At 69.0% G+C, this 23815-nt stretch carries 25 protein-coding genes; 17 read left to right on the top strand and 8 right to left on the bottom strand.

Annotated elements, in window-relative coordinates; all coding sequences use genetic code 11:
* Positions 1-119 precede the first annotated feature (119 nt).
* From G6G98_RS07180 to G6G98_RS07160, 5 genes are read left to right on the top strand one after another with little or no spacing between them, the layout of a single operon-like run.
* Positions 120-989 (top strand): ABC transporter substrate-binding protein, encoded by an 870-nt coding sequence (locus tag G6G98_RS07180; RefSeq protein WP_067349275.1) that lies wholly within the window; start codon positions 120-122, stop codon positions 987-989.
* A 60-nt stretch (positions 990-1049) separates the two neighbouring features.
* On the top strand, positions 1050-1838 hold the full coding sequence (locus tag G6G98_RS07175; protein WP_067349279.1) for an amino acid ABC transporter permease: 789 nt from the start codon (positions 1050-1052) through the stop codon (positions 1836-1838).
* Positions 1835-2605 carry an amino acid ABC transporter ATP-binding protein gene (locus G6G98_RS07170; RefSeq protein WP_164232913.1) on the top strand — a complete coding sequence of 257 codons (771 nt, stop codon included), beginning with the start codon at positions 1835-1837 and terminating at the stop codon, positions 2603-2605. Before G6G98_RS07175 ends, G6G98_RS07170 begins: the two co-directional genes overlap by 4 nt.
* Positions 2605-3705: a Gfo/Idh/MocA family protein gene (locus tag G6G98_RS07165; protein WP_164232915.1), complete on the top strand. Its 1101-nt coding sequence runs from the start codon at positions 2605-2607 to the stop codon at positions 3703-3705. The genes G6G98_RS07170 and G6G98_RS07165 overlap by 1 nt, the downstream gene beginning before the upstream one ends.
* Positions 3702-4874 carry an NAD(P)/FAD-dependent oxidoreductase gene (locus tag G6G98_RS07160; protein ID WP_164232917.1) on the top strand — a complete coding sequence of 391 codons (1173 nt, stop codon included), beginning with the start codon at positions 3702-3704 and terminating at the stop codon, positions 4872-4874. Before G6G98_RS07165 ends, G6G98_RS07160 begins: the two co-directional genes overlap by 4 nt.
* Positions 4875-4966: 92 nt before the next feature.
* On the opposite strand, the gene G6G98_RS07155 is transcribed toward G6G98_RS07160, so the two are convergent.
* Genes G6G98_RS07155 through G6G98_RS07140 form a run of 4 tightly spaced genes read right to left on the bottom strand, consistent with a single transcriptional unit; the run spans position 4967 to position 8925 of the window.
* Positions 4967-5800, bottom strand: a complete 834-nt coding sequence (locus tag G6G98_RS07155) for a TIM barrel protein (RefSeq protein WP_164232919.1) — start codon at positions 5798-5800, stop codon at positions 4967-4969.
* Complete coding sequence (locus G6G98_RS07150; RefSeq protein WP_164232921.1) at positions 5797-6630, bottom strand: carbohydrate ABC transporter permease; 834 nt, start codon at positions 6628-6630, stop codon at positions 5797-5799. Before G6G98_RS07150 ends, G6G98_RS07155 begins: the two co-directional genes overlap by 4 nt.
* Positions 6630-7571 (bottom strand): carbohydrate ABC transporter permease, encoded by a 942-nt coding sequence (locus G6G98_RS07145; RefSeq protein WP_243842032.1) that lies wholly within the window; start codon positions 7569-7571, stop codon positions 6630-6632. The genes G6G98_RS07150 and G6G98_RS07145 overlap by 1 nt, the downstream gene beginning before the upstream one ends.
* A gap of 37 nt (positions 7572-7608) precedes the next feature.
* Positions 7609-8925 (bottom strand): ABC transporter substrate-binding protein, encoded by a 1317-nt coding sequence (locus G6G98_RS07140; protein WP_164232923.1) that lies wholly within the window; start codon positions 8923-8925, stop codon positions 7609-7611.
* A 277-nt stretch (positions 8926-9202) separates the two neighbouring features.
* Here G6G98_RS07140 and G6G98_RS07135 point away from each other — a divergent pair, with 277 nt between their 5' ends.
* The 3 genes from G6G98_RS07135 (at position 9203) to G6G98_RS07125 (ending at position 12224) form a co-directional block, all read left to right on the top strand.
* The gene (locus tag G6G98_RS07135; RefSeq protein ID WP_067349301.1) at positions 9203-10204 is read left to right on the top strand and encodes an SIS domain-containing protein; all 1002 of its coding nucleotides are present in this window, start codon (positions 9203-9205) and stop codon (positions 10202-10204) included.
* A gap of 17 nt (positions 10205-10221) precedes the next feature.
* Positions 10222-11106: a PfkB family carbohydrate kinase gene (locus G6G98_RS07130; protein ID WP_067349304.1), complete on the top strand. Its 885-nt coding sequence runs from the start codon at positions 10222-10224 to the stop codon at positions 11104-11106.
* 62 nt (positions 11107-11168) lie between these two features.
* The gene (locus G6G98_RS07125) at positions 11169-12224 is read left to right on the top strand and encodes a LacI family DNA-binding transcriptional regulator (protein WP_243842031.1); all 1056 of its coding nucleotides are present in this window, start codon (positions 11169-11171) and stop codon (positions 12222-12224) included.
* Between the two features lie 316 nt (positions 12225-12540).
* On the opposite strand, the gene G6G98_RS07120 is transcribed toward G6G98_RS07125, so the two are convergent.
* The 3 genes from G6G98_RS07120 to G6G98_RS07110 form a co-directional block, all read right to left on the bottom strand.
* Entirely contained in the window at positions 12541-13248 is a 708-nt protein-coding gene (locus G6G98_RS07120) for a hypothetical protein (RefSeq protein ID WP_166706068.1), read from the bottom strand.
* A gap of 254 nt (positions 13249-13502) precedes the next feature.
* The gene (locus G6G98_RS07115; RefSeq protein WP_164232929.1) at positions 13503-14126 is read right to left on the bottom strand and encodes a GntR family transcriptional regulator; all 624 of its coding nucleotides are present in this window, start codon (positions 14124-14126) and stop codon (positions 13503-13505) included.
* A gap of 178 nt (positions 14127-14304) precedes the next feature.
* Positions 14305-15153, bottom strand: a complete 849-nt coding sequence (locus G6G98_RS07110) for an SDR family oxidoreductase (protein WP_067349315.1) — start codon at positions 15151-15153, stop codon at positions 14305-14307.
* 95 nt (positions 15154-15248) lie between these two features.
* Between G6G98_RS07110 and G6G98_RS07105 the strand changes: the two genes are divergently transcribed.
* From G6G98_RS07105 to G6G98_RS07085, 5 genes are all read left to right on the top strand, one after another.
* Positions 15249-15650, top strand: coding sequence for a winged helix-turn-helix transcriptional regulator (locus tag G6G98_RS07105; RefSeq protein ID WP_164232931.1), 402 nt, complete (start codon positions 15249-15251; stop codon positions 15648-15650).
* 69 nt (positions 15651-15719) lie between these two features.
* Positions 15720-17258 carry an APC family permease gene (locus G6G98_RS07100; protein WP_067349321.1) on the top strand — a complete coding sequence of 513 codons (1539 nt, stop codon included), beginning with the start codon at positions 15720-15722 and terminating at the stop codon, positions 17256-17258.
* A 1-nt stretch (position 17259) separates the two neighbouring features.
* Entirely contained in the window at positions 17260-17727 is a 468-nt protein-coding gene (gene rraA, locus G6G98_RS07095; RefSeq protein ID WP_164232933.1) for a ribonuclease E activity regulator RraA, read from the top strand.
* A gap of 33 nt (positions 17728-17760) precedes the next feature.
* Positions 17761-18609, top strand: a complete 849-nt coding sequence (gene truA, locus G6G98_RS07090; RefSeq protein ID WP_164232935.1) for a tRNA pseudouridine(38-40) synthase TruA — start codon at positions 17761-17763, stop codon at positions 18607-18609.
* A gap of 91 nt (positions 18610-18700) precedes the next feature.
* On the top strand, positions 18701-19369 hold the full coding sequence (locus G6G98_RS07085) for an endonuclease/exonuclease/phosphatase family protein (protein WP_067349332.1): 669 nt from the start codon (positions 18701-18703) through the stop codon (positions 19367-19369).
* Positions 19370-19416: 47 nt separating this feature from the next.
* Here the strand turns inward: G6G98_RS07085 and G6G98_RS07080 are convergent, their stop codons facing one another.
* Positions 19417-20388, bottom strand: coding sequence for a GlxA family transcriptional regulator (locus G6G98_RS07080; RefSeq protein ID WP_164232938.1), 972 nt, complete (start codon positions 20386-20388; stop codon positions 19417-19419).
* Between the two features lie 70 nt (positions 20389-20458).
* On the opposite strand from G6G98_RS07080, the gene G6G98_RS07075 reads away from it, so the two are divergent.
* From G6G98_RS07075 to glmM, 4 genes are all read left to right on the top strand, one after another.
* Positions 20459-21211, top strand: coding sequence for an MBL fold metallo-hydrolase (locus G6G98_RS07075; RefSeq protein ID WP_243842030.1), 753 nt, complete (start codon positions 20459-20461; stop codon positions 21209-21211).
* Between the two features lie 219 nt (positions 21212-21430).
* Complete coding sequence (gene rplM, locus G6G98_RS07070) at positions 21431-21877, top strand: 50S ribosomal protein L13 (RefSeq protein ID WP_067349343.1); 447 nt, start codon at positions 21431-21433, stop codon at positions 21875-21877.
* A 27-nt stretch (positions 21878-21904) separates the two neighbouring features.
* Positions 21905-22390, top strand: a complete 486-nt coding sequence (gene rpsI, locus G6G98_RS07065; protein ID WP_067349346.1) for a 30S ribosomal protein S9 — start codon at positions 21905-21907, stop codon at positions 22388-22390.
* Between the two features lie 15 nt (positions 22391-22405).
* Complete coding sequence (glmM, locus tag G6G98_RS07060; RefSeq protein WP_164232942.1) at positions 22406-23764, top strand: phosphoglucosamine mutase; 1359 nt, start codon at positions 22406-22408, stop codon at positions 23762-23764.
* Positions 23765-23815 lie beyond the last annotated feature (51 nt).

The following is a 23815-nucleotide window of genomic DNA, read 5'->3' as shown; positions in this document are numbered from 1 at the left end:
GAGACGTGTATCGTCCGATGAAACGAATTGAGACCGGTCTCAATCTAGCACGTTGAGACCGGTCTCAACCACAGTCGCCCTACCCGCACCCTTGCACCAGCAGTTCAGAGAGGAACACCATGAGCATCCGCTCCACACTCCGCCGCACGGCCATCGCCGCCGTCGTAGCCACCGCCGCGATCGCGCTCGCCGCGTGCTCGCCGTCCGCGTCGAACGGCGGCGACTCCGGCGACGAGCCGACCGACAACCCGTACGGCCTGATCACCCCCGGTGAGATCCGCGTGGCCAGCCTCGGCGACGCCAAGCCGTACACGTTCACCGACGAGTCGGGCGAGTTCACCGGCTTCGACGTCGAGCTGTTCACCGATGTGGCGAACCGCATCGGCATCGAGAAGGTCGTCTTCACCGGCCAGGACTTCTCCGGCCTGCTCGCCGCCGTCGCCAACGGCCAGTTCGACGTCGGCGTCGCCGCGATCGGCATCACCGAGGAGCGCAAGGAGACCGTCGACTTCTCCGACGGCTACCTCGCCGGCTACCTCACCGTGATGGCGAGCCCCGAGAGCGACATCACCGACGAGGACAGCCTCGCCGGCAAGCGCCTCGGCGTCGTGCAGGGCACCCTGCAGGAGGCGTACGCGGTGAAGAACTTCACCGACACCGAGCTGGTCCGCTTCCCGGACAACAACTCGGCGATCTCGGCCGTCAACAGCGGCTCGATCGACGCGCACTTCCTCGACTACGAGGCGGCCAAGGAGTACGCCGCGCAGTACGGCCTCGAGAACGCGATCGACATCCCGTCGTTCGACGCGCCGGCAGGCTTCGCGATCGCGAAGGGCAAGGACGAGTTCAAGGACGCACTGAACGAGGCCCTGCACGCCGCGATGGAGGACGGCACCTGGAAGGAGCTCTACGAGAAGTGGTTCCCGGGCTCCCCGATGCCCGACCAGTACCTGCCCAGCGACGAGCAGGGCGAGGGCGACGGCGAGTAATCGCCTCGTCGGTGCGGGCCCTCGGCCGACCGAGGCCCCGCACCTCGAACAGGAGATCCCATGGACTGGCTCGACAAGCTCATCAAGACGTTCCTCGACTTCGAGGCGATGTGGAAGGTCCTTCCGCAGCTGCTCGGCACCGGGCTGGTGAACACGCTGATCATCTCGGTCGCCGCCACCGTGCTCGGCATCGTGATCGGCATGATCCTCGCGGTCATGGGCGTGGCCCGCACCGCGTGGCTGCGCGTCCCCGCTCGCATCTACACCGACATCTTCCGCGGCCTGCCCGCGATCCTCACCATCCTCCTCATCGGGCAGGGCTTCGCCTCGATCAGCCGGCAGGTCTTCGGCCCCTCGCCGTACCCGCTCGGCATCCTCGCCCTGAGCCTGATCGCGGGCGCCTACATCGGCGAGATCTTCCGCGCGGGCATCCAGAGCGTCGAGCGCGGCCAGCTCGAGGCGTGCCGCGCGCTGGGCATGACCTACGGCAGCGCCATGCGCCTGGTCGTGGTCCCGCAGGGCATCCGCCGGGTCCTTCCTGCGCTGGTGAACCAGTTCATCGCGATCGTGAAGGACTCCTCGCTGGTGTACTTCCTCGGCCTGCTGGTCTCCGAGCGCGAGCTGTTCCGCGTCGGGCAGGACGCCGCCGTGCTCACCGGCAACCTGTCGCCCCTGGTGATGGCCGGCATCTTCTACCTCGTGATCACCGTGCCGCTGACGCACCTGGTCAACTACTTCGACAACCGGTTCCGCACCGGACGGCGCAAGCCCACCCCGCCCAAGAGCGGCCTCGAAGAGGTCGCCGAGCAGTCCCTCAGCCCGGTCTACACCCGTGGAGAGAACACATGACCTACACCTCGCCCCAGCCCGTCACCGAGGGCCGCTTCTACGAGGGGTCCCGCCTCCAGATCGAGGACCTCGCCATGGCGTACGGCGACATCGACGTCATCAAGGGCGTCTCGATCACCGTCGAGCCCGGCACCACGACCTGCATCATCGGCCCGTCCGGCTCCGGCAAGTCCACGCTTCTGCGCGGCGTGAACCGCCTGCACGAGCCGAAGGCGGGGCGGGTGCAGCTCGCCGACGACGACGCGCTCACCCTGAAGCCCGACGTGCTGCGCCGCAGGGTCGGGCTCGTCTTCCAGCACTTCAACCTCTTCCCCGACCACACCGCGCTGCAGAACGTGGCGCTCGCGCTGCGCAACGTGAAGCGGATGCCGAAGGGCGAGGCCGAGCGCATCGCCCTCGCCCGTCTCACCGAGGTCGGCCTCGCCGAGCGCGCCGACCACCGCCCCCGCGACCTCTCCGGCGGACAGCAGCAGCGCGTCGCGATCGCCAGGGCGCTGGCGATGGAACCCGAGGTCATGCTCTTCGACGAGGCCACCAGCGCGCTCGACCCGGAGCTCGTCAAGGGCGTCCTGAACCTCATGGCCGAGCTCGCGCAGCGCGGCATGACGATGCTCGTCGTCACCCACGAGATGGGCTTCGCCCGCAAGGTCGCCGACCAGGTCGTCTTCATGGACGAGGGCCGCGTCGTCGAAGCCGGCACCCCCGAGCAGATCTTCGACGACCCGCAGAGCGACCGCCTGCGGCTGTTCCTCTCCGAGGTCCTGTGATGACGGATGCTGTGACGACGGATGCCGCCGCGCGGCCGATCCGTGCCGCCGTCGTCGGCTTCGGGGTCTCCGGTCGGGTGTTCCACACGCCGTTCCTCGACGCGGACCCGGCGTACTCGCTCGATGTGATCGTCACGGGTGACCCTGAGCGGGCGGCAGCCGCGGGGGAGCGGTACCCGTCGGCATCCGTCCTCGGGTCCGTCGATGAGCTGCTCGATCGCGCCGCCGAGCTCGACCTCGTCGTGATCGGCACCCCGCCGGCCACGCATGCGGACATCGCCACCGCGGCGCTCGACGCCGGCCTCGACGTGGTCGTGGACAAGCCGTTCACGGTGACGTCCGCCGAGGGCCGCGCGCTGATCGCGCACGCCGAGCGGCTCGGCCGCCGGCTGACGGTGTTCCAGAACCGGCGCTGGGACGGGGACTTCCTCACCATCCGCGACCTCGTCGCGTCCGGCCGGCTCGGCGCCGTGCGGCGCTTCGAATCGCGGTTCGAGTGGTACAAGCCCGAGATCCGCGCCAGCTGGAAGGCCGAGGCGACGGCTGCGCAGGGCGGCGGCATCCTGTTCGATCTCGGCACGCACCTCATCGACCAGGCCGTGCAGCTGTTCGGCTCGATCGCCGAGGTCCGCGCCGAACTCGCCGTGAACCGGCCGGGCGGCCTCGCCGACGACGATGCGTTCGTCGCGCTGCGGCACGAGTCGGGCACGATCTCGCACCTGTGGATGAACTCGCTCGCCCCGCAGTTCGGCCCGCGATTCCACGTGCTGGGCTCCGAGAGCGGCTACACCTCCTACGGCCTGGACGGGCAGGAGGCCGCGCTCGCCGCAGGCGCCTCGCCCTCCGACGAGGACTACGGCGACACTCCGGCCGAGCACTGGGGCGTGTTCGGCGTGGAGGGCTCTCTGGAGCCGCTGCCCACTGTCCGCGGTGACTACGGCGCGTTCTACCGCGCTCTCGCCGACAGCATCCGCACGGACGCCCCGCCCCCCGTCGACCCGGCCGACTCCGTCGCGGTGCTCGAGCTCATCGAGCGCCTGCACGCCGAGACGCCGCTGCGTCGACCCGAAACCTCCGATCTGAATGAAGGACCACGATGACCACCTCGCAGCCTCTTCACGTCGCCGTCATCGGCGCCGGCATCCTCGGCACCTCGACCGCCGCGCACCTCGCGCGTGGCGGCGCCCGGGTGACGCTCGTCACCGCGGGAAAGCCCGCCGACGGAGCATCCGGTCGCTCGATCGCCTGGCTGAACTCCTCGGGCGCCCGGTCGACCGAGTACCGCTACCTGCGCCTCATCGGCATCGACCGCTACCGCACCTGGCGGGAGCGACACCCGGAGAGCGCGAGCTACCTCCGCTTCGACGGCGCGCTGAAGTGGGGCGGCGAGGACGAGAGCTTCCGCGAGACGTTCGCGTACGAGCGGGACGGCGGGTACGACTCGCTCTGGCTCTCGCGTGAGCAGGTGGCGGCATTGACGCCGGATGTCGCGGCCGAGGCCGTCGCGGAGGAGGGCGCCATCTACAACCGGGGTGAGGGCTGGGTGAACCTGCCCGACCTCATCGCCGCGCTCCTCTCCGAGGCCGCAGCCGACGGCGCCGAGCTGATCGAGGACGCGGGAGACGTGCGCGTCGACGTGCAGGACGGCAGGGCCGTCGGGGTCGTCCTCGGCGACGGCACGCGCCTCGCGGCCGATCGTGTCGTGCTCGCGACCGGAGGGCAGGTTCCGGTTCAGCTCGAGGCGCTCGGCGTGAAGGTGCCGGACGCCACTCCCGCGGCCTTCGTCGTGATCACAGAGCCGGTCGAGCCGCGCGTGCGCACGGTGCTGAACACCCCGCGGGTGGCCGTGCGCCCCATGCCCGACGGGCGGCTCGTGCTCGACGCCGACTGGGCGGAGAAGTCGATCGTGGTCGAGTCCGACGGTTCGCTCACCGTGCCGGACGCCTCGGTGCAGGGTCTGCTCGACGAGGGGTCGCGCGTGCTCGCCGGGCATCCTGTGCTGACTGCGGCGCGGGTCGCCGCAGGTCTCAAGCCGATCCCCGGCGACGGCGAGCCGGTCGTCGGCGCGGTCTCCGCGATCGACGGGCTGTACACGCTGTTCACGCACTCGGGCGCCACTCTCGGCCTGATCCTCGGCGAGCTCGTCGCCGAGGAGATCCTCACCGGACGCCCGTCTCCCGTGCTGGACGCGTTCCGCCTCGACCGCTTCGAGGCCGGCGCCGAGCTCGGCGAGGTCGGCATCGGCGCCTGGGCCCCCGTCACGCAGTAGCCGCACACACCCCGCTCCCGTATGAGTTCTTGTGGCTTTCCGCCCGGAAAAGCGACAAGAACTCATACGGGAGCTCAGCGCGTCGGGGCGGGTCAGGCGGCGGCGATCGCGGCGAGCGAGCGCTCGAGCGCGGGGCGCGGGTCGAGCGCATAGGTGCCGTCGCCGAACAGCTCGACAGTCGCGAGTCCCGCGTAGCCGTTGCGGGCGAATGCGGACACGATCTCGCTGAGCGGAAGGATGCCGTCGCCCCAGGCGAGGTGCCCGGTCGGCGTCCCGTCGATCAGGTGCACGTGCCGCACCCGGTCGCCGAGCGCCGCGAAGTACGCGTCGACCGTGTCGCCGGCTGCGTACGCCGCCACCGTGTCGAGAGCGACGCCGAGGTTCGGCGCGGCGATCTCGTCGAGCATCCGCTGGGCGTCGGCCGCCGTGGTCACGAGGTTCGACTCGACGCGCTGCAGCGGCTCCAGCACGCATGTCAGGCCGAGGCGGCCGGCGTACGCGGCGATCTCGCCGACGGCATCCACCGCCCGCGTCCAGGCCGCGGACCGCGGCTCGTCTTCGCCGCCGCGTCCCGCAGTGAGGAACAGCATCCCGGCTCCCAGCTCGGCTGCGAGCTCCGCCGCACGCCGGAACATCGCGACGCTCGCGGCGCGCAGCCGAGCATCCGGCGACGCGACGTTCACCGGGTACGCCACCTGCTCGGGTGTGAAGCAGGCGACCGACAGGCCGCGGGCGGCGGCCGAGCGACGGATGCCGCGGGCCTCGGCATCCGTCATCCACGGCACGTGCGCGTGCGGGGCGACGCCCCACAGCTCCACGTCCGTCCGCCCGAGCGCGGCCAGGTCGTCGAAGCAGCTCTCCAGCGCGTGGTGCTGGTAGGAGAAGTTCGAGCCGGTGACCCGGTCGATGAGGGGCGGGACGCTCACTTGCCCATGCCCTCGGCGAGTCCCTTCACGAAGTGCCGCTGGCTGACGAAGAACAGCACGATGACGGGCAGGGCCGCGACCGCCATGCCGGCGAACACCACCGGGTAGTCGGTGCCGTGCTTGCTCATCAGGCTGGTGAGGCCGACCGGCAGCGTCTGGATCGTCGTGCCGCTGGTGAACACCATCGCGAACAGGTACTCGTTCCAGGCGAACAGCACGTGGAGCAGGATCGTCGAGATGATGATCGGCCGGCACATCGGCAGGATGATCCGCCAGAACGTCGTCCACCGGCTCGCGCCGTCGACCTCGGCCGCTTCGTCGACCTCGCGCGGCAGGTCGATCATGTACGAGCGGATGAGGAAGGTCGTGAACGGGATCCGGAACGCGGTATACAGGATGAGCAGGGCCCAGAAGGTGTTGTACAGCCCCATCGCCTGGAACATCCGCACCAGCGGGACGAGGGCGACGGCCGGCGCGAGCATGAGCCCGCCGAGGATGATGCCGGAGATCGTCCGTCCGAACGGCATCCGCACCCTGGTCAGGCCGTAGGCCGCCCATGCGCTGATGAACACCGTCGTTACGGTCGACGTGATGGTGACCAGGATGCTCGCGGTGAGGTAGTCGCTGACGCCGCGGTTCCAGGCGTCGACGTAGTTCTGCCACCCGAACTGCAGGGGGAGGGCGAACGGGTTGCCGAACAGCTCGGCGTTGGTCTTGAAGCCGTTCAGCACCATCCAGAGCAGCGGGTAGAGAACGACCAGGACGAGGCCGATCAGGAAGGACCAGACGAAGATGCGCCCGACGGCGCCGACGAATCCGATGCGGTTCATCAGAACTCCACTCTTCTGCGACGGGTGTACCAGAGCTGGGCGAGCGCGATGAGCATCGTCACGATGAACAGCACGGTCGCGATGGCGGCGGCGTAGCCGAAGTCGTTGCGGACGAATCCGCTGCGGTACAGCCACGTGGCGAGGACCTGCGTGGAGTTGTTCGGGCCACCCGAGGTCATCACCATGACCTCGTTGAACACCTGGAAGGCCCCGGACATCGTGACGATCATCATGAGACCCGTCATCTCCCGCACGAGAGGGATGGTGATGTGGAAGAAGCGCCCGAACGCCCCGATGCCGTCGAGGCTCGCCGCCTCGTACAGCTCGGCGGGGATGCGCTGGATGGCGACGGCGAACAGCAGGGTCGAGTAGCCGAAGCCCTGCCACTGGCTCATCGCGATGATCGACACCATCGCCGTGGACTCCTGGCCGAGCCACGGCTGGGCGAGGTCGCCGAGTCCGATCGCGCTCAGGGCATGGTTCAGCATGCCGAGCTTCGGCTCGTAGATGAAGTAGAACAGCAGGCCTGCGACGGTCAGCGAGATCGCCGAGGGGATGAAGTAGATCGCGCGCAGCGCCTTGCGCCAGCGCGAGCTGCGCAGGCTCTCGATCAGTGCGGCGAGGATCAGCGCGCCGCCGACCTGGAAGACGATCGACAGCACCGCGTAGAGGACGTTGTTGCCGAGCGCCGACCAGAAGATCGGATCGCCGAGCAGCTTCTCGTAGTTCTCGAGCCCGACGAACTCCTGCGTGCCGGTGTAGATGTCCGACTCCTGCGTGGAGAACACGAAGTTCTGCACGAGCGGCAGGTAGACGAACACGCCGAGGACGACGAGCGCCGGCAGCACCCAGGCCAGGCCGGCGATCCGGCTGAGGCGCGAGCGGCCGGGACGTGGGACGGGCCGCCGCCCGCCCGGGGTGGTGACGACCGCCTCGGTCACGGTCGGGGGCAGGCGATAGCCCGCCCCCGACCGCGCCTCACTTCGCGTCGTCGTTCGCTGCGCGAACACTCTCGAGCACTTCCTCGGGGGTGGCACTGCCGCTGATCAGGGCCTCTCCGCCGGCGAGCCAGGCGTCGGCGACCTCCGGAACGGTGACGGTGTCGAGCCACACCACGAGCTGGGACGCCTCGTTGACCTTCGTGATGCCCTCGAAGACCGCCTTGCTCGAGGTGTCCTCCGTGACGGCGCCGACGACCGCGCTCGGCGTGCCGTAGGGCGGGGCGGAGAGCGTCTGCGCGTGCTCCGTCGAGGTGGCGAACTTCATGAAGTCGACCGCGAGCGCCGCCTGCGGCGACTTGGCGTTGATGAGGTAGCCCTCGGGGGACCCCTCGATCGCCGCCGGGTCTCCCTCGGCGCCGGCGCCGGCGGGCAGCTGGAAGATGCCGAAGTCGTCAGCGGTGACCTTCGCGCCGTCGACGGTGATCGAGTCGAACTCGAGCACCTCCTGGTAGTACATCGCGGCGCGGCCGCCGGCGAGGGCCTCCTGCGCCGTCGTGTACAGCACGCCGTTGGTGCCCTTGCCGGAGTCGGTGCAGGTGGTCACCAGCTCGCTGAACTGCTCCAGTGCCGTGACGTAGCCGGGGTCGTCCCAGGTGGCGGTCTCGGGGTCGAAGTCGGCGTGCAGGACGTCCGAGGGGACGTTGTAGGCGAACAGCTGCTGCAGGTAGTGCAGGGCCGGCCAGCCGTCCTTGTTGCCGAAGGCGATCGGCTCGTATCCTGCATCCCGCAGCGGACCGCAGGACTCGATGAGCTCGTCGAAGGTGGTGGGGACCTCGATACCGGCGGCGGCGAACGCGGCCTTGCTGTAGCCCATGAACTTGCCGTTGTTGTACAGCGGGATGCCGTAGTACCTGCCGTCGTACTCGAAGGCGGACAGGGAGCCTTCGCCGAACGTGTCGCCCCATTCGGTGCCGGGGGCGATCACCTCGGTGAGGTCGGCCGCGATGCCGCCGCGCACGAAGTTCTCCGCCCAGTTGCCGGTCCAGGTGAAGAAGATGTCCGGGAGCGCCTGGGATGCGGTGAGCGTCTTCGTCTTGTCCTTGATGGACTGGTCGGTCTCCTGGATGAGCTCGATCTTCACCTCGGGGTGGAGCTCCTCGTACTCGGCGGCCAGATCCTCGAAGTACGCGTCGAGCGGGTCGCCCCCGAACTTGGTGAGGATGCTGAGCTCGCCCGAGTACTCGGGGTCGGCCGAGATGTCGGCCGCGGGCGCGGTCGGGGTGCTCGCGCAGCTCGCGAGGGTCAGTGCGGTCGCCGCCGCGGCCACGACTGCGAGGGTGCGTGGAGTGCGCATGTCTTGCCTCTCTTCGGGGGCGATCGAGGCCGCCTTCGGGCGGCGACCGATCCGCCATTGGATTTCGGTGCCTGGATGGCGAGTGTAGCCAAAAGCTGATACCGGTACCACCCCCAATCTCGGAATGGGTCCGCGCTTTCTGGAAAAGCTCGAATCTTGCACGGATTGTTGACCGCATGACAGGATCTGTGCCAGCATGACTGCCACCTGATACCGGTACCATAACCTCGCTGCGGAAGGCTTCACCGCCGACCCGCGCTGGAAAGGAACTCCTCTGATGCTCGGCTTCGACGAAACCGCCTTCCGTGCGCAGACGGCCAGTGCCGTCGCGCTCCGCCCCCAGATCGAGAAGCTCGTCGACGAGCTGCTCGCCCAGGGCATCGACAACGTCCTGCTCGTCGGATCCGGCGGCACCTACGCGCAGGCGTGGCCGTATGAGCTCTTCGCTCGCGAGCGCTCGACGCTTCCGGTGCGCGCCGTCATCGCCGCCGAGCTCGTGGTCGCCGGCGATGCCCTGCTCGGCAAGACCACCGCCGCCGTCTTCACCTCGGTCTCCGGCACCACGGAAGACGTCCTCGCCGCGATCGAGTACGTGCGCGACGCCGGCGCCACGACGATCGCGTTCACCGGGCACGCCGACTCGCCGATCGCCCTCGGAGTCGACCACGCGCTCGTCTCCGAGCCGAAGACCTGGCCGTTCGACATGCAGCTGCTCCTTCTCGTCGGGCGCCTCCTCGAGCGCCGCGGCGAGTTCGACGGTTACGCCTCCCTGGCCGACGAGCTCGTGAACCTCCCCGACGCGCTCGTCGCCGTCGCCGAGCAGGCCGAGCCGGCGGCAGCATCCTTCGCCGAGGCGCACAAGGACACCGACTACTACTTCCTCATCGGCGGCGGGCCGCTGTGGGGCTTCACCTACCTGTACTCGATGTGCATCCTCGAGGAGATGCAGTGGCTGCGCACCACCCGCGTGCACAGCGCGGAGTTCTTCCACGGCTCGCTCGAGCTGCTCGAGGAGGACACGGCGGTGCTCGTCTTCCAGGGCGAGGACCGCACGCGTCCGCTGACCGATCGCGCCGAGGCCTTCGCGAAGCGGATCACGAACGACGTCACCGTCTTCGACACCCGCGAGTACGCCCTCGAGGGCTTCAGCGCCGAGAACCGTGCGCTCATCGCACCGATCGTCCTCGATACCGTGATGGGCCGGGTCAGCAAGCACCTCGAGCGCGTGCGCGACCACTCGCTCGACCTGCGCCGCTACTACCGCGTCATGGCGTACTGAAGCAGGCGGAACGGACCATGCGAGTACTCGGCTTCGGCGACAACATCATCGACCGCTTCCTCGACCGTGGCATCGACTACCCGGGTGGGAACGCCGTCAACGTCGCCGTCTATGCGCACCGCCACGGTGCGCACGCCGAGTATCTCGGGGTGTTCGGCGACGACGACGCAGGGTCGTTCCTGCGGGCGTCGATCGAGGACGCCGGCGTGCCCACGTCGCGCAGCCTCGTCCGCAGGGGGGAGTCGGGGGTCTCCTCCCTGCAGGTCGTCGACGGCGACCGCACCTTCCTCGGCTGGAACGGCGGCGGTGTCACCGTGCGCGAGCCGATCGACCTCGACGACGGACGTGCCGAGTATGCGGCATCCTTCGACGTCGTGCACTCGAGCGTCTACTCCGGCGTCGAGTCCCAGCTGCCTCGGCTGCGCGAGACCGGCGTGCTCGTCAGCTTCGACCTGTCGAGCGAGCCGGAGTACCGCGCCCCGGCGTACCTCGACCGGATCGCGCCGTTCGCCGACGTCGTGCTGCTCTCCTGCGCCCACCTCGACGAGGAGGCCTCGTTCACACTGCTCGAGGATGCCGTGCGGCGCGGCGCCGGTCTCGCCCTGGGTACGCGCGGCGTCGATGGCGCGGTCGTCGCCGACGGCCGGAACCGGATCGCCGCACCGGCGCGCCTGCTCGGCGGCGAGGAGCGCCTGGTCGACACGATGGGATGCGGCGACGCGTTCGTCGCGGGATTCCTCGTGTCGCTGCACGGCGACGGCTGGCGTCGCTCTCATCGGCCGGAGGCGACGGCGCTGGGGCGCGCCCTCGAGGCCGGAGCGGATGCCGCTCGCGACCAGTGCCTCGTCGAGGGGGCGTTCGGCCGCGGGCGGCGGACCCCCGCCGCGGCTAGCATGAGGTGAGCCGATCGAAAGGGGCGAAGCGGGTGACGAACGAGCGTGCCGCGCCGCCCACCATCTCGGAGGTGGCCGCTGAAGCCGGAGTCGGCAGGGCCACGGCCGCACGCACGCTCGGCGGCTACGGCTACGTCAGCCCCGAGCTGCGCGAGCGAGTGCTCGAGGCGGCCGCGCGCATCGGCTACCGCGCCAACGCGCTGGCCCGCAGCATGTCGACCGGGGTCACCCACACGATCGGCGTGATCGTAGCCGACATCGCGAACCCGTTCTTCGGCGGCGTCGTGCGCGGCATCTCCGACGCGGCGCGCCCTCGCGGGGTCGACGCGCTGGTGCTCAGCACCTACGAGAAGCTCGCCGAGGAGGTCGCCGCGACCGACGTGCTGGTGGACAAGCGCGTGGACGGCATGATCATCGCCTCGGCTGCCCTCGACCCGGCATCCGCCGAGCACATCCTCCAGGCGCGCTCCCGCGGCATCCCCGTGATCCTGGTGGACCGGGTGATTCCGGGACTCCACCTCGACGCCGTCGTGATCGACAACCGCACGGCATCCCGCGACGCGGTCGCCCGGCTGATCGCCGAGGGGCATCGCCGGATCGGGTTCGTGTGGGGGCCGCCGGTCGCGGAGCGGCCCGCACGCCGCCGGGACTTCGTCGACGTCGGCGCCGGCAACCTCTCCACCGACGGCGATCGTCTGCAGGGCTACCTCGACGCGCTGGACGACGAGGGCATCGCGTTCGATCCGGAACTCGTGATGGTCGGACTGAAGAACGAGGACCGTGCAGAGGCCGAGGTCGGGCGGATGCTCGCGCTCGCCGACCCGCCGACGGCGCTGTTCTGCACGGAGACGGATGCCGTGACCGGCGCCCTCCGGGCGATCCGGAACGCGGGCCTGCGGGTGGGGCGCGACGTGTCGCTGATCGGCTTCGACGACAGCTCGTGGGCTGCGGTGATGGAGCCGCCGCTGACGATGATCGAGCAGCCGATGCTCGCGCTCGGCGCGCGGGCCGCGGAGGCGCTCTTCGAGTTGATCGACGGGAAGTCGGATGCCGTGCGCGTGCACACCCTCGACACGCGGCTCATCGAGCGCGCATCGGTCGCGCCGCCGCGCGCCGCCGGCTCCTGACGCCCCGGCATCCGTCCGGGCTTCCGGTCAGGCTCCGGTCCGGGTCTCCGGTCCGGAAGACGGGGTGTCCAGATCGACGGTCCGCCGGGCGGTCTGGATCGCTACCTGTAGAACAGGAATGCCCACGCGAAGAATCCAAGGCATCCGAAGAGAAAGATCGCGAGCGCAATTCTCATCGCCGATTCCACGGCCGAATTGGGCGTTCGGTAATAGCGTCGCATTCTTCGGTCGTATCTGCGTCGGGCTCTCGACCGCTGAGCCCGGGACGGGGATTTCGCAGAGCCGCCGCGGAGATCGGTGACCACAGGTCTGCGACTCAAATGCTGGCCAGCACGGGGTTGCTCGGAGTCAGGTCACTCCAGTTCACCGTGCCCGTTCCCGCGATGACCGTGCCCACGCTCGAAGGCGAGGTGATGTCGAAGCACAGGCTGTAGGTGCACTCGACCTGGGGAATGGGGAGGATGGGGATGAAGATCGCCGTGAAGGTCATGCACAGTCGCGTCGGGACCTTCGGAGTGTAGGGAGGGAAGAGGTCGTTCGGCATGTTCACGTTGCCGAGAACGGAGAAGGTCGACGTGAAGCCGCTGATCTGGCCGATCGTCCCCACACCCGTCGTGCCGCCGATCGTGTAGTCGTGCTTAGTGTTGTCGCTGAATGAGATGCTGCCGCCGACCCCGACGATCGTATAGCCGGGCTTGAAGAACCCCGTGTCGCAAGCCGAACTGTCGAGGTTGAAGACGATGCTCCCGGTCACCGTTCCCAGGTTGAGGACGGTGACCGACTGTGCGGTGAAGGCGCCCAGCGAACCGGTCTGCAGGCACCCGCACCCCGGAGGATTCGTGCTCGCGGCAGCGAGCGGCATCGCGACCGCGGCGGCGACCACCGGTGTCGACCAGGCGAGCCCCTTCGTCATCGTGCGACGCGTGATCCCGCCGCTTCGGTTCGCGTCGTGCTCGGTCGTTCGGTTCATGGAAGCCCCCAGTTCTGTGCGCTGCTCCCTCGATGCAGCGTCATTTGCCTTCATTAGACAGATACCGGGCGCTTCGCGATTCTTACTCGGAATATCGGTATCCCGACCTGAATATCGATATGTATTAGGGAGCCTCGTGCCATCAGGTGTTGCGGAAGAGGAGAGGCATTTCGGGGCGGGGGAGGTAATAACCCTGCGAAACGCCTCTCCTCCCCAGACAGAGGACGGTCAACGATGACGACTATTACGCGAAGACGAGCGCAATATCGGCATTCTTCGGATGCGGTCGGCGACTTGTGCTCGGCAATTCACGCAATGAGGTGAAGAGCGCGCGCCGCACGTTCGGCGAACTCGGCGTCGCCGGTTCTCATCGCCCGCTGCAGTTCGCGGCAGCTTCTGCGCATCTGATCGAGGTCATCGGCACTCGGCACGAAAAGTCGGAGATTCCTCCGAAGGACGATGACCCATTCATCCGACAGAAGCTGATAGAAGCGATTGCAGGCGTGCCTTCGGAGGCAGGTGAGGAGGTCGATCCGCGTGCTCGCGGAGGCGACGGGATCCTCGAGCACACGACCGAGGGCTTCGACGAGGGCGATCGCCTCTGCCCGCTGCTCCGCAGTCATTCGGCCGATCGCCATCCGGGCCAGGGCGCCCGCGTAATAGCCCGCCGCTTCCATCGATTCCGTGATCTCCTCAATCGTGACCGAGGTCACGACGGTGAAGCGACTTGGCTGGATCGACACCATGCCGAGGCGTTCCAATCGCAGCAGGGCTTCACGAACCGGGGTGCGTGAGACATGCAGTTCGGCCGCGATCTCCACGTCACGGATGTAGCTCCCGGGAGTGAGGTCACCGACCACGATGCGTGACGCCACATGACGGAAGACGTCCTCGGAAAGCGGCTGTTTGGTGACATGTGCGTGCTGGGTCATCGATAGTGGTTCCGATCCTGGTCCTCAGTGTCGAGATCATCGGAACTGTGTTTCATGACGCGTATATCGGGATACAGCACGTTGTCGCTGGGGCTCCGGTCGCAGTTCGGCACGGTGCGTGTGCCGCGGACTGTGCCGAACTGCGACCGGAATCAGATCGGGCCTGACTGGATGCCGGTCAGGCGGCGGCCGCGCGGAGCCCCTCGATCAGGGGAGTGGTCGGCCGGCCGATGAGACGGGAGAGGGTGCCGTCGGTGTCAGCGAGGGCGCCGTCGCGGATGCCGGCGTCCAGGGCGGCGACGAATCCCGCAGTGCCCTCGTCGAGGCCGGCGGACTGCAGCGCGGCGAGCTGCTCGTCGAACGCGAGCGCGCGGTACTCGACGGGCCGGCCGACGAGCTCCGTGGCGACCTCGGCCAGGTGCGCGTAGTCCCAGGCGACGTCGCCGCCGAGCTCGTAGACCTCGCCGATGTGGCCGTCCTCGAGCGCGACGACGGCGGCGGCATCCGCGAAGTCCTTACGGCTGGCGGAGGCGACGCGTCCCTCGCCGACGCCGGCGGCGATCACGCCGGTCTCGGCGGCGCGGGCCACGTCGGCCGCGTAGTTCTCGGAGTACCAGTTGTTCCGGAGGATCACCGCGGGCAGGCCGGATGCCGCGATGAGCTCCTCGGTCGCCTTGTGCTCCGGCGCGAGCACGAGCGCGCTGGTCGTCGCCTTCGGCGCACTCGTGTACACGAACTTCGAGACACCCGCCGCGACGGCGGCGTCGATGACGGCCTGGTGCTGCGCGACGCGCTGACCGACCTCGGAGCTCGACACGAGGATCGCGGTGTCGACGCCCTCGAGCGCCGCGGCGACCGTCTCCGGCTCGGTGTAGTCCAGACGGGCGACGCGCACGCCCAGATCGGCGGCCTTCGCGACGTCGCGCGCTCCGGCGACGATCGACTGCGGGTCGGCTCCGCGCTCGATCAGGCTCTCGATGATGAGGCGGCCGAGCTGCCCGGTCGCGCCGGTGACGAGGATGGTCATGGGTGAGTCCTTTCGTTGGGATCACCCGGGACAACAGCATCCGCGGTCATGAACATTCCAACAGAAGGGTACCCACTTTGAAGTAAGGTACCTACATGACGGTGAGTTTTGCGCAGATAAAGGCATCCACGCCGATGGTCTTCGACCCGGGATGCAGCACCCGTGTCATCCTCGATCACGTCATGAGCAAGTGGGGCGTGCTCGTGCTGTCGTCCCTCTCGGACGGCACCCGCCGGTGGAGCGAGTTGCGCCGCGAGGTGGGCGGCATCAGCGAGAAGATGCTCGCGTCGACTCTGCGCACGCTCTCGGACGACGGGCTGGTGCATCGGGAGTCCTTCCCGACGGTGCCGCCGCACGTCGAGTACAGCCTGACCCCGCTCGGGCGGGACCTCATGGAGCGGATGCTGCCGCTGGTCGAGTGGGTCGCGGAGCACTCGGACGGCATGCTGGGACGCTCGACTCGTACCGAAACGGATTCAGTCGCACCACGGGGCTGACGCACACGGATTCCGTCGCGAAAACGCGTAACTTGACCAGGGAACCGCGGCGGCCCTACTGTTCACTTCATGTCAACGACGCCCATCCACCTGGAACGACCCGACGGCAAGGGGCTGGCGGCCGGCACGCTGGGACTCTGGGGATCCACCGTCATCGGCCTCGCCTCCACCGCACCGGTCTACTCGCTGGTCGCGACTCTCGGCTGGGTGGTCCTCGCCGTCGGCGCGCAGGCGCCGATCGCGTTCATCCTCGCGTTCATCCCGATGCTCCTCATCGCCTTCGCGTATCGCGAGCTCAACAACGCGGTGCCAGACTGCGGCACCACGTTCACCTGGGGCACCAAGGCGTTCGGCCCATGGATCGGCTGGATGGGCGGCTGGGGCGTCGCCGTCGCAGGCATGGTCGTGCTCGCGAACCTCGCGCAGATCGCCTCGGTGTACTTCTGGGCGCTGTTCGGACAGGACCTGGAGAACAACGATCTGCGGGTCGTGCTCGTCGCCGTGCTGTTCATCGCCGCGATGACGTGGGTGAGCTGGCGCGGGGTCGAGATCGGCGAGCGCATCCAGAACGTGCTCCTCGGCGTCCAGTACCTCGCACTCGTGGTCTTCATCGTGGCGGTCTTCTGGCAGATCGCCACGGGCAACGCCCCGAACGCGATCCCGTTCTCCTGGGAGTGGATGAACCCGTTCGCGTTCACCTCCTGGTCGGGCTTCACCGAGGCGATCCTGCTCGCCCTGTTCATCTACTGGGGCTGGGACACCTGTCTCGCGCTGAACGAGGAGACCAAGGACCCGAAGCGCATCCCCGGGCGTGCGGCGCTGCTCACGACCGTCATCCTGCTCTTCACCTACGTGGCCGTGACCATCGCGGCGATGATGTACGCCGGCCTCGGCGAAGACGGGCCGGGGCTCGGCAATGAGGCGAACGCCGACGACTTCTTCCTCGCCATCAAAGACGGACTCCTCGGTCCGTTCGGCTGGGTGCTCGTCGTCGCCGTCATCATCTCGTCGATCTCCTCGACCCAGACCACCATCCTCCCCACGGCCCGCGGCACTCTGGCGATGGGTGTCTACCGCGCCCTCCCCGAGAAGTTCAAGGACGTGCATCCCGTCTACAAGACGCCGTCCTTCTCGACGATCGTCATGGGGGTCGTGGCCATCGCGTACTACGTCGGCATGACCCTGATCAGCGACAACATCCTGCAGGACTCGATCCTCTCGCTCGGTCTTGCGATCGCGTTCTACTACGCGATCACCGGCTTCGCGTGCGTCTGGTACTTCCGGGCCGACCTGCGCCGCTCGCCGCGGGACTTCCTCTTCAAGGGGCTGTTCCCGCTGATCGGGGCGCTCCTGCTCACGGGCGCGTTCGTGCAGTCCGCGATCGACATGTGGGACGTCGACTACGGCTACACCGTGCTCTTCGGCATCGGCGGCACCTTCGTGGTCGGCATCGGCTCGCTGGCCGTCGGCCTCGTGCTGATGTTCGTCTGGTACCTGTTCCCGCGCTCGAAGCGGTTCTTCCGCGGCGAGAGCCTGAACCGGCAGACTGAGGTCATGGTGCCGGAGGACGCCGCAGAGTTCCCGCGCTCGATCGATGGAGGGATCTGACATGACCGTCGCCACCGCCGACCTGTACGACGAGCTCGAGGAGGGCATCCAGTCGCTGCCGCTGCAGCTGCGCTCCTTCGGGAGGCGGCGCGCGTTCGACGGCCCGATCCGCACGGTGCGCTGCTTCGAGGACAACGCGCTGCTGAAGTCGGTGCTCTCGACTCCGGGCGAGGGAGCGGTGCTCGTCGTCGACGGCGGAGGCTCCCTCAACCGGGCGCTGATGGGCGACATGATCGCCGAGCTGGCGGTCTCGAACGGCTGGGCGGGGGTCGTGATCCACGGCGCGATCCGCGACAGCGTCGCGGTCGACGGGCTCGATCTCGGTGTGAAGGCGCTCGGCACGAACCCGCGCAAGAGCACGAAGCTCAGCACCGGGGAGGCGGACGTGACGCTCGAGTTCGGCGGCGTGACCTTCCGGGTCGGGGCGCGCCTGTACAGCGACGAGGACGGCATCCTCGTCGAGCGCTGAGGCTCGGGTCGAGCCTGCCCTAGGCTTTTCTCCGTGCGCATCCGCCTCGACATCGCCTATGACGGCACCCACTTCCGCGGGTGGGCCAAGCAGCCGAATCTGCGCACCGTGCAGGGCACCCTGGAGGCGGCCCTGGCCCGCATCGTCGGCAGCGACGTGCAGTTCGTCGTCGCCGGGAGGACGGATGCCGGCGTGCACGCCGCCGGTCAGGTGGCGCACGTCGACCTCGACGAGGCGCAGTGGTCGCGGATCGAGGCCAGGCACGGCCGCGCGGCGCATGACCCTGCCGGCTCGATCGCCGGGCGCATGCGCGGGGTGCTCGGCGCCTACCCCGACGTGACCGTCACGCGGTCGTCGATCGCCCCGGACGGGTTCGACGCCCGGTTCTCCGCGGTGTGGCGGCGCTACCGCTACCGGCTCGCCGACGAGTCGTCCGGTTACGACCCGCTGCGCCGGCACGACACGACGACCCACCGCGGCGCGCTCGATGCCGAGGCGATGGATGCCGCCGCCCGCACGCTCATCGGACTGCACGACTTCGCTGCGTACTGCAAGCCGCGCGAGGAGTCCACGACGATCCGCACGCTGCTCGACTACCGCTGGACGCGCGACGAGCTCGGCGTGCTCGTCGCGGAGGTGAAGGCCGACGCCTTCTGCCACAGCATGGTGCGCGCCCTCGTCGGCGCCTGCGCCGCAGTGGGCGAGGGGCGACTCGATGTCGACGACCTCGTGGTGCTCCGCGATGCCCTCGAGCGCACCAGCGAGTTCAAGGTCCTCGCCGCGCGGGGACTGACACTGACCGAGGTCGGGTATCCGGCCGACGATCTGCTGTCGGCACGGGCCGAGCAGACGCGCGCCCGCCGCGAGATCCCCGGCGAGTGACGCCCGCCTTCGGGCACCGCGTCCGACAGGAGGGGCGACACCCGGAGAAGTCCCCGCTCGCGGGGCGGACGCGAGTAGCGTAGGAGCGATCATGAAGGTCATCTCCTACAACCTGCGCAAGCATCGGGCGGCCGGCGAACTCGTCGCGCTGCAGGAGCAGCACGACCCGGACGTCCTCTGCCTGCAGGAGTGCGATGTGCAGGAGCTGCCTCCGCGGGTGGGCGACCTCGTGCTCGCGCTGGCGACGCAGGGCAACCGGCTGGGCCTGGCGGTGTACTACCGCAGCAGCGTCTTCCGGATGGATGCGGTGAAGACGATCGGGCTGAAGAAGTCGCTGCACGACCACCTGCTGCGTCCGGCGCATGAGCGCGTGCTCGGCGTGCGGCTGCACGACATCGATGACCGGCGCGACATGATCGTCGCCTCCTTCCACGCCGCGCCGCTGACCGCGCTGAACTCGCTCCGCCGGCATCAGATCCGTGCGGCGCTCACCGAGCTGGAGAAGCTCGGCGAGGGGCTGCCGGTGCTGATGGTCGGCGACTACAACTACCCGGTGTTCAAGGAGAACCTCGGCCAGACGGTCCGCGACCACGGCTACGCGCTCACGCTCAGCGACGACCACACCTACACCCGCTACCGCGTGTTCCGCGGGCACTACGACTTCGCGACCTCTGTGGGCTTCGAGATCGACAAGGTGACCACGCTCCCGCAGGGGTCGAGCGACCACCGCCCGATCCTGGTCACCGCACGGCCGCACTGACGCTCGAGTTCCGGGGCGGGTGCCCCGGCGCGCCACATGCGTACCCCTCAGGCCGCGCCGACGCGGAACGCGGCCCGGTGCGCGGCGGGGCTCACGCCCAGGCGCTGACGGAAGTGCAGTCTCAGCGACACGGCGCTGCCGAATCCGGCGAGCTCGGCGATGCGCTCGACGGTGTCGTCGCCGCCTTCGAGCAGGGTGCGGGCGGCGTCGACGCGCTGGTCGAGCAGCCACTGCTGCGGGCTGTTCGCGGTGCGCTCGCGGAACCGGCGCGTGAACGTGCGCCGGGAGAGGTGCACCGAGGCCGCCCAGGTGTCCACGTCGATCGGGTCGGCGAGGTGCGCGCGCGCCCACAGCATGGCCCGGCCGATCGGGTCGTCCGCGGATGCCGCCACAACGGGGGCCGGGATGTACTGCGCCTGCGAACCGGTGCGATGAGGGGCGAGCACGAGTGCCCGGGCGAGTGCGGCCGCGGCGAGGCTGCCGTGGTCGGAGCGCACGATGTGCAGGCAGCAGTCCAGCGCTGCAGCCGCGCCGGCGGAGGTGATGACGTCGCCGAGGTCGGTCCACAGAACGTCCTCCCGAACGGTCACGGCGGGCTCTGCCGCCGAGAGGCGCGGCGCGGCCGACCAGTGCGTGGACACCTCCCGTCCGTCAGCGACCCCGGATGCAGAGACCACGAAGGTCCCCAGGCACAGCCCGACGATGCGCGCCCCGCGGGCGTGTGCCGCGCGCACCGCGTCGAGCAGCTCCGCGGAGGGGGAGACGGACTCGCGCCAGCTCGGGATCACGACGAGATCGGCCTCCGCCATCGCCTCGAGTCCGGCATCCACCTGGATCGCGTACCCGGCGCCGGTCGGCATCGACCCCGGATGCTCGGCGCACACCGTGACGTCGTACAGGCCCTCGACGCCGTCGAGCCCGGCGCCGCCGAACACGAGAGTCGGGACGGACAGGTGGAAGGGGCTGATGTGCGGGAACGCCAGCACGGCGACACGGCTGCGACGACCGGGATCAGACATGGCCTGATCCTATCGAACACGCGCCTTCAGGCCACTGGAGGCCGACGAGCGGATGCCGAAGACTGGGGCCATGACAACGATCTCAGCCCTTCTCGTCGGCGGTCCGACCCTGCACTTCACCTATGCGGGACTGTCCTTCCTCACCGACCCCACGTTCGACGAGCCGCGGGAGTACCCCGGCCCGATCACGCTGTACAAGCTCACGGGACCCGCCGTGCCGGCATCCGCCGTCGGCCCGATCGACGTCGTCCTCCTCTCGCACGACCAGCACGAGGACAACCTCGACGAGGCCGGCCGTGCGCTGCTCCCGGAGATCCCGCTCGTGCTGGGCACCGAGGACTCCGCCGCGCGCATCCCGCACATCACCGGCCTCGCGCCGTGGCGGCAGCACCGCGTCGGCGACGTGGTGATCACGGCTGTGCCCGCCCTGCACGGCCCGGAGGGTGCCGAGGCGCTGACCGGCGTCGTCACCGGGTTCGTGCTCGAGGCGGAAGGCGAGCCGACCGTGTACGTCTCCGGGGACAACGCCTCCGTCGACCTCGTGCGCGAGATCGCCGGGCGATTCCCTCGCATCGACATCGCGGTGCTCTTCGCAGGGGCGGCGAACGTCGGCCGCTTCGGCGACGTCGACCTCACCCTGAACGCCCGCACCGCGCTCGAGGCCGCGGAGGTGCTGGCGGATGCCATGATCGTCCCCGTGCACGCCGAGGGCTGGTTCCACTTCTCCGAGACGCGTGAGCGCCTGATCGGCATGTTCGAGCACGCCGGCCGCGGCGACCGCCTGCGTGTGCTCACGGCGGGGGAGCGTGCTGAGCTCTCCTGAGCATCCTCGAAACGCCCCGCCGGCGAGTCCGGCGGGGCGCACGTTTTGGGGGAAGCGGCCCTGATGACGTAAGCTGTCACTTTGGTACTCGACTGCCGGGTGCCACGAACGTGAGCCCTCCACTGGCGTGTTCCCCGAAGTCCTGAACTCAGGCCACTGGGAACCACCCCGGAGTGGGATTCACGAACCTCTCCGTTCGAACAAGAAAGCAGCACTATCGTGACGCGCACTTACACCCCGAAGGCCGGGCAGGTCCAGCGTGACTGGGTCGTCATCGACGCCACCGACGTCGTCCTCGGCCGTCTGGCTTCGCACGCCGCCGCACTCCTGCGCGGCAAGCACAAGCCGACCTTCGCCAACCACATCGACTCGGGTGACTTCGTCATCATCGTGAACGCCGAGAAGGTCGCGCTCACCGGTCAGAAGCTCCAGAAGAAGATCGCCTACCGTCACTCGGGCTACCCGGGCGGCCTCAAGGCGACCACCTACTCCGAGCTCCTCGAGAAGAACCCGGTCCGCGCTGTGGAGAAGGCCATCCGTGGCATGCTCCCGAAGAACAGCCTCGGCCGCCAGCAGCTGGCGAAGCTGAAGGTGTACACGGGTGCCGAGCACCCGCACGCCGCTCAGCAGCCCACGCCGTACACCCTCGACCAGGTCGCGCAGTAAGCGCCGTAAAGACTTAAGGACATACTCGTGGCTGACATCCAGGACACCACCGAAACCCCCCAGAACTACTCGACCTCGACCCCCGAGACCGACGCAGTCGAGGCGGCTCCCCGCCCCGTGCTGAGCGTTCCGGGCGCCGCTGTCGGCCGTCGCAAGCAGGCCATCGCCCGCGTGCGCCTGATCCCCGGATCGGGCACCATCACGGTCAACGGCCGCACGCTCGAGGACTACTTCCCGAACAAGCTGCACCAGCAGCTGATCAACGACCCGTTCACGGTCCTCAACCTCGCCGGCGGCTACGACGTCATCGCGCGCATCTCCGGTGGTGGCCCCTCGGGTCAGGCCGGCGCGCTGCGTCTCGGCATCGCTCGTGCCCTCAACGGCATCGACGCGGAGAACAACCGTCCGACCCTGAAGAAGGCCGGCTTCCTGTCGCGCGACGCTCGCGTCAAGGAGCGCAAGAAGGCCGGTCTCAAGAAGGCCCGCAAGGCGCCTCAGTACTCGAAGCGTTAAGGTCCACCGGTTCCGATGCCGATCTTTGGCACGGACGGCGTGCGAGGACTCGCCAATGGCGTCCTCACCGCCGACCTGGCGCTCACCCTGGCCCAGGCGACTGCTGTCGTCCTGGGCCAGGGCCGTACTGCGGAGGCTCGCAAGGCCGCAGGCAAGCGACTCACCGCAGTGGTGGCCCGCGACCCCCGGGTCTCCGGTCACTTCCTCACGGCCGCCGTGGCGGCGGGCCTCGCCTCCTCGGGCGTGGACGTGCTCGAGGCGGGCGTCATCCCGACGCCCGCGCTCGCCTTCCTCGTCGCCGACCGCGACGCCGACTTCGGCGTGATGATCTCGGCCTCGCACAACCCGGCGAAGGACAACGGCATCAAGATCTTCGCCCGCGGCGGGGTCAAGCTCCCCGACGTGGTCGAGGAGCGCATCGAAGCGGCCATGGCCGGTGAGAAGCTGCGCCCGACCGGTCCTGACGTCGGTCGCATCATCCGGTTCTCGGATGCTGAGGACCGCTACGTCGTGCACCTGCTCGCGTCGCTGCCGAACCGCCTGAACGGCATCAAGGTCGTCCTCGACTGCGCACACGGCGCGGCCGCAGGAGTCTCCCCTGAGACGTTCCGCGATGCGGGCGCCGAAGTCATCGTGATCGGTGCAGACCCGGACGGCTGGAACATCAACGACGGCGTCGGCTCGACTCACCTCGACAAGCTCGCAGAGGCTGTCGTGCGCCACGGTGCCGACATCGGGATCGCCCACGACGGCGACGCCGACCGGTGCCTCGCTGTGGACGCCGAGGGCAAGGTCATCGACGGCGACCAGATCATGGCGATCCTCGCGGTGTCGATGAAGGAGCGCGGACACCTCACCGACGACACCCTCGTCGCCACGGTGATGAGCAACCTCGGCCTGCACGTCGCGATGCGCGAGCACGGCATCACAGTGCGGCAGACCGCCGTCGGCGACCGCTATGTGCTCGAGGACATGAACGCCGGCGGCTACGCCCTCGGCGGCGAGCAGTCCGGTCACGTCATCATGAGCGAGTACGCCACCACCGGCGACGGCCTGCTCACGGGCCTGCACCTGGTGGCCGAGATGGCGCGCCAGAACAAGACCGCGGCGGAGCTCGCGAGCATCATGACGGTGTACCCGCAGGTGCTCATCAACGTCCGTGGCGTCGACAAGGACGCCGTGGACGACCACGAGGGCGTGCAGGAAGCCGTCCGCGCGGTCGAGGCCGAGCTGGGCGAGTCCGGGCGCGTGCTGCTGCGCAAGTCCGGCACCGAGCCGCTCGTGCGCGTGATGGTCGAGGCCGCAGATGAGGAGTCGGTGCAGAAGCACGCCGAGCACCTCGCAGACGTGGTGCGGGAGCACCTCGCGCTCTGATCTGACGAGCGCTCCGATCTGACGAGAAGACGACACCGGCCGGTGCTGAGC

Source organism: Microbacterium hydrocarbonoxydans (genome assembly GCF_011752045.1).
In the GTDB taxonomy this organism is placed as follows: domain Bacteria; phylum Actinomycetota; class Actinomycetes; order Actinomycetales; family Microbacteriaceae; genus Microbacterium.
This window is presented reverse-complemented; position numbering and strand designations above follow the sequence as displayed.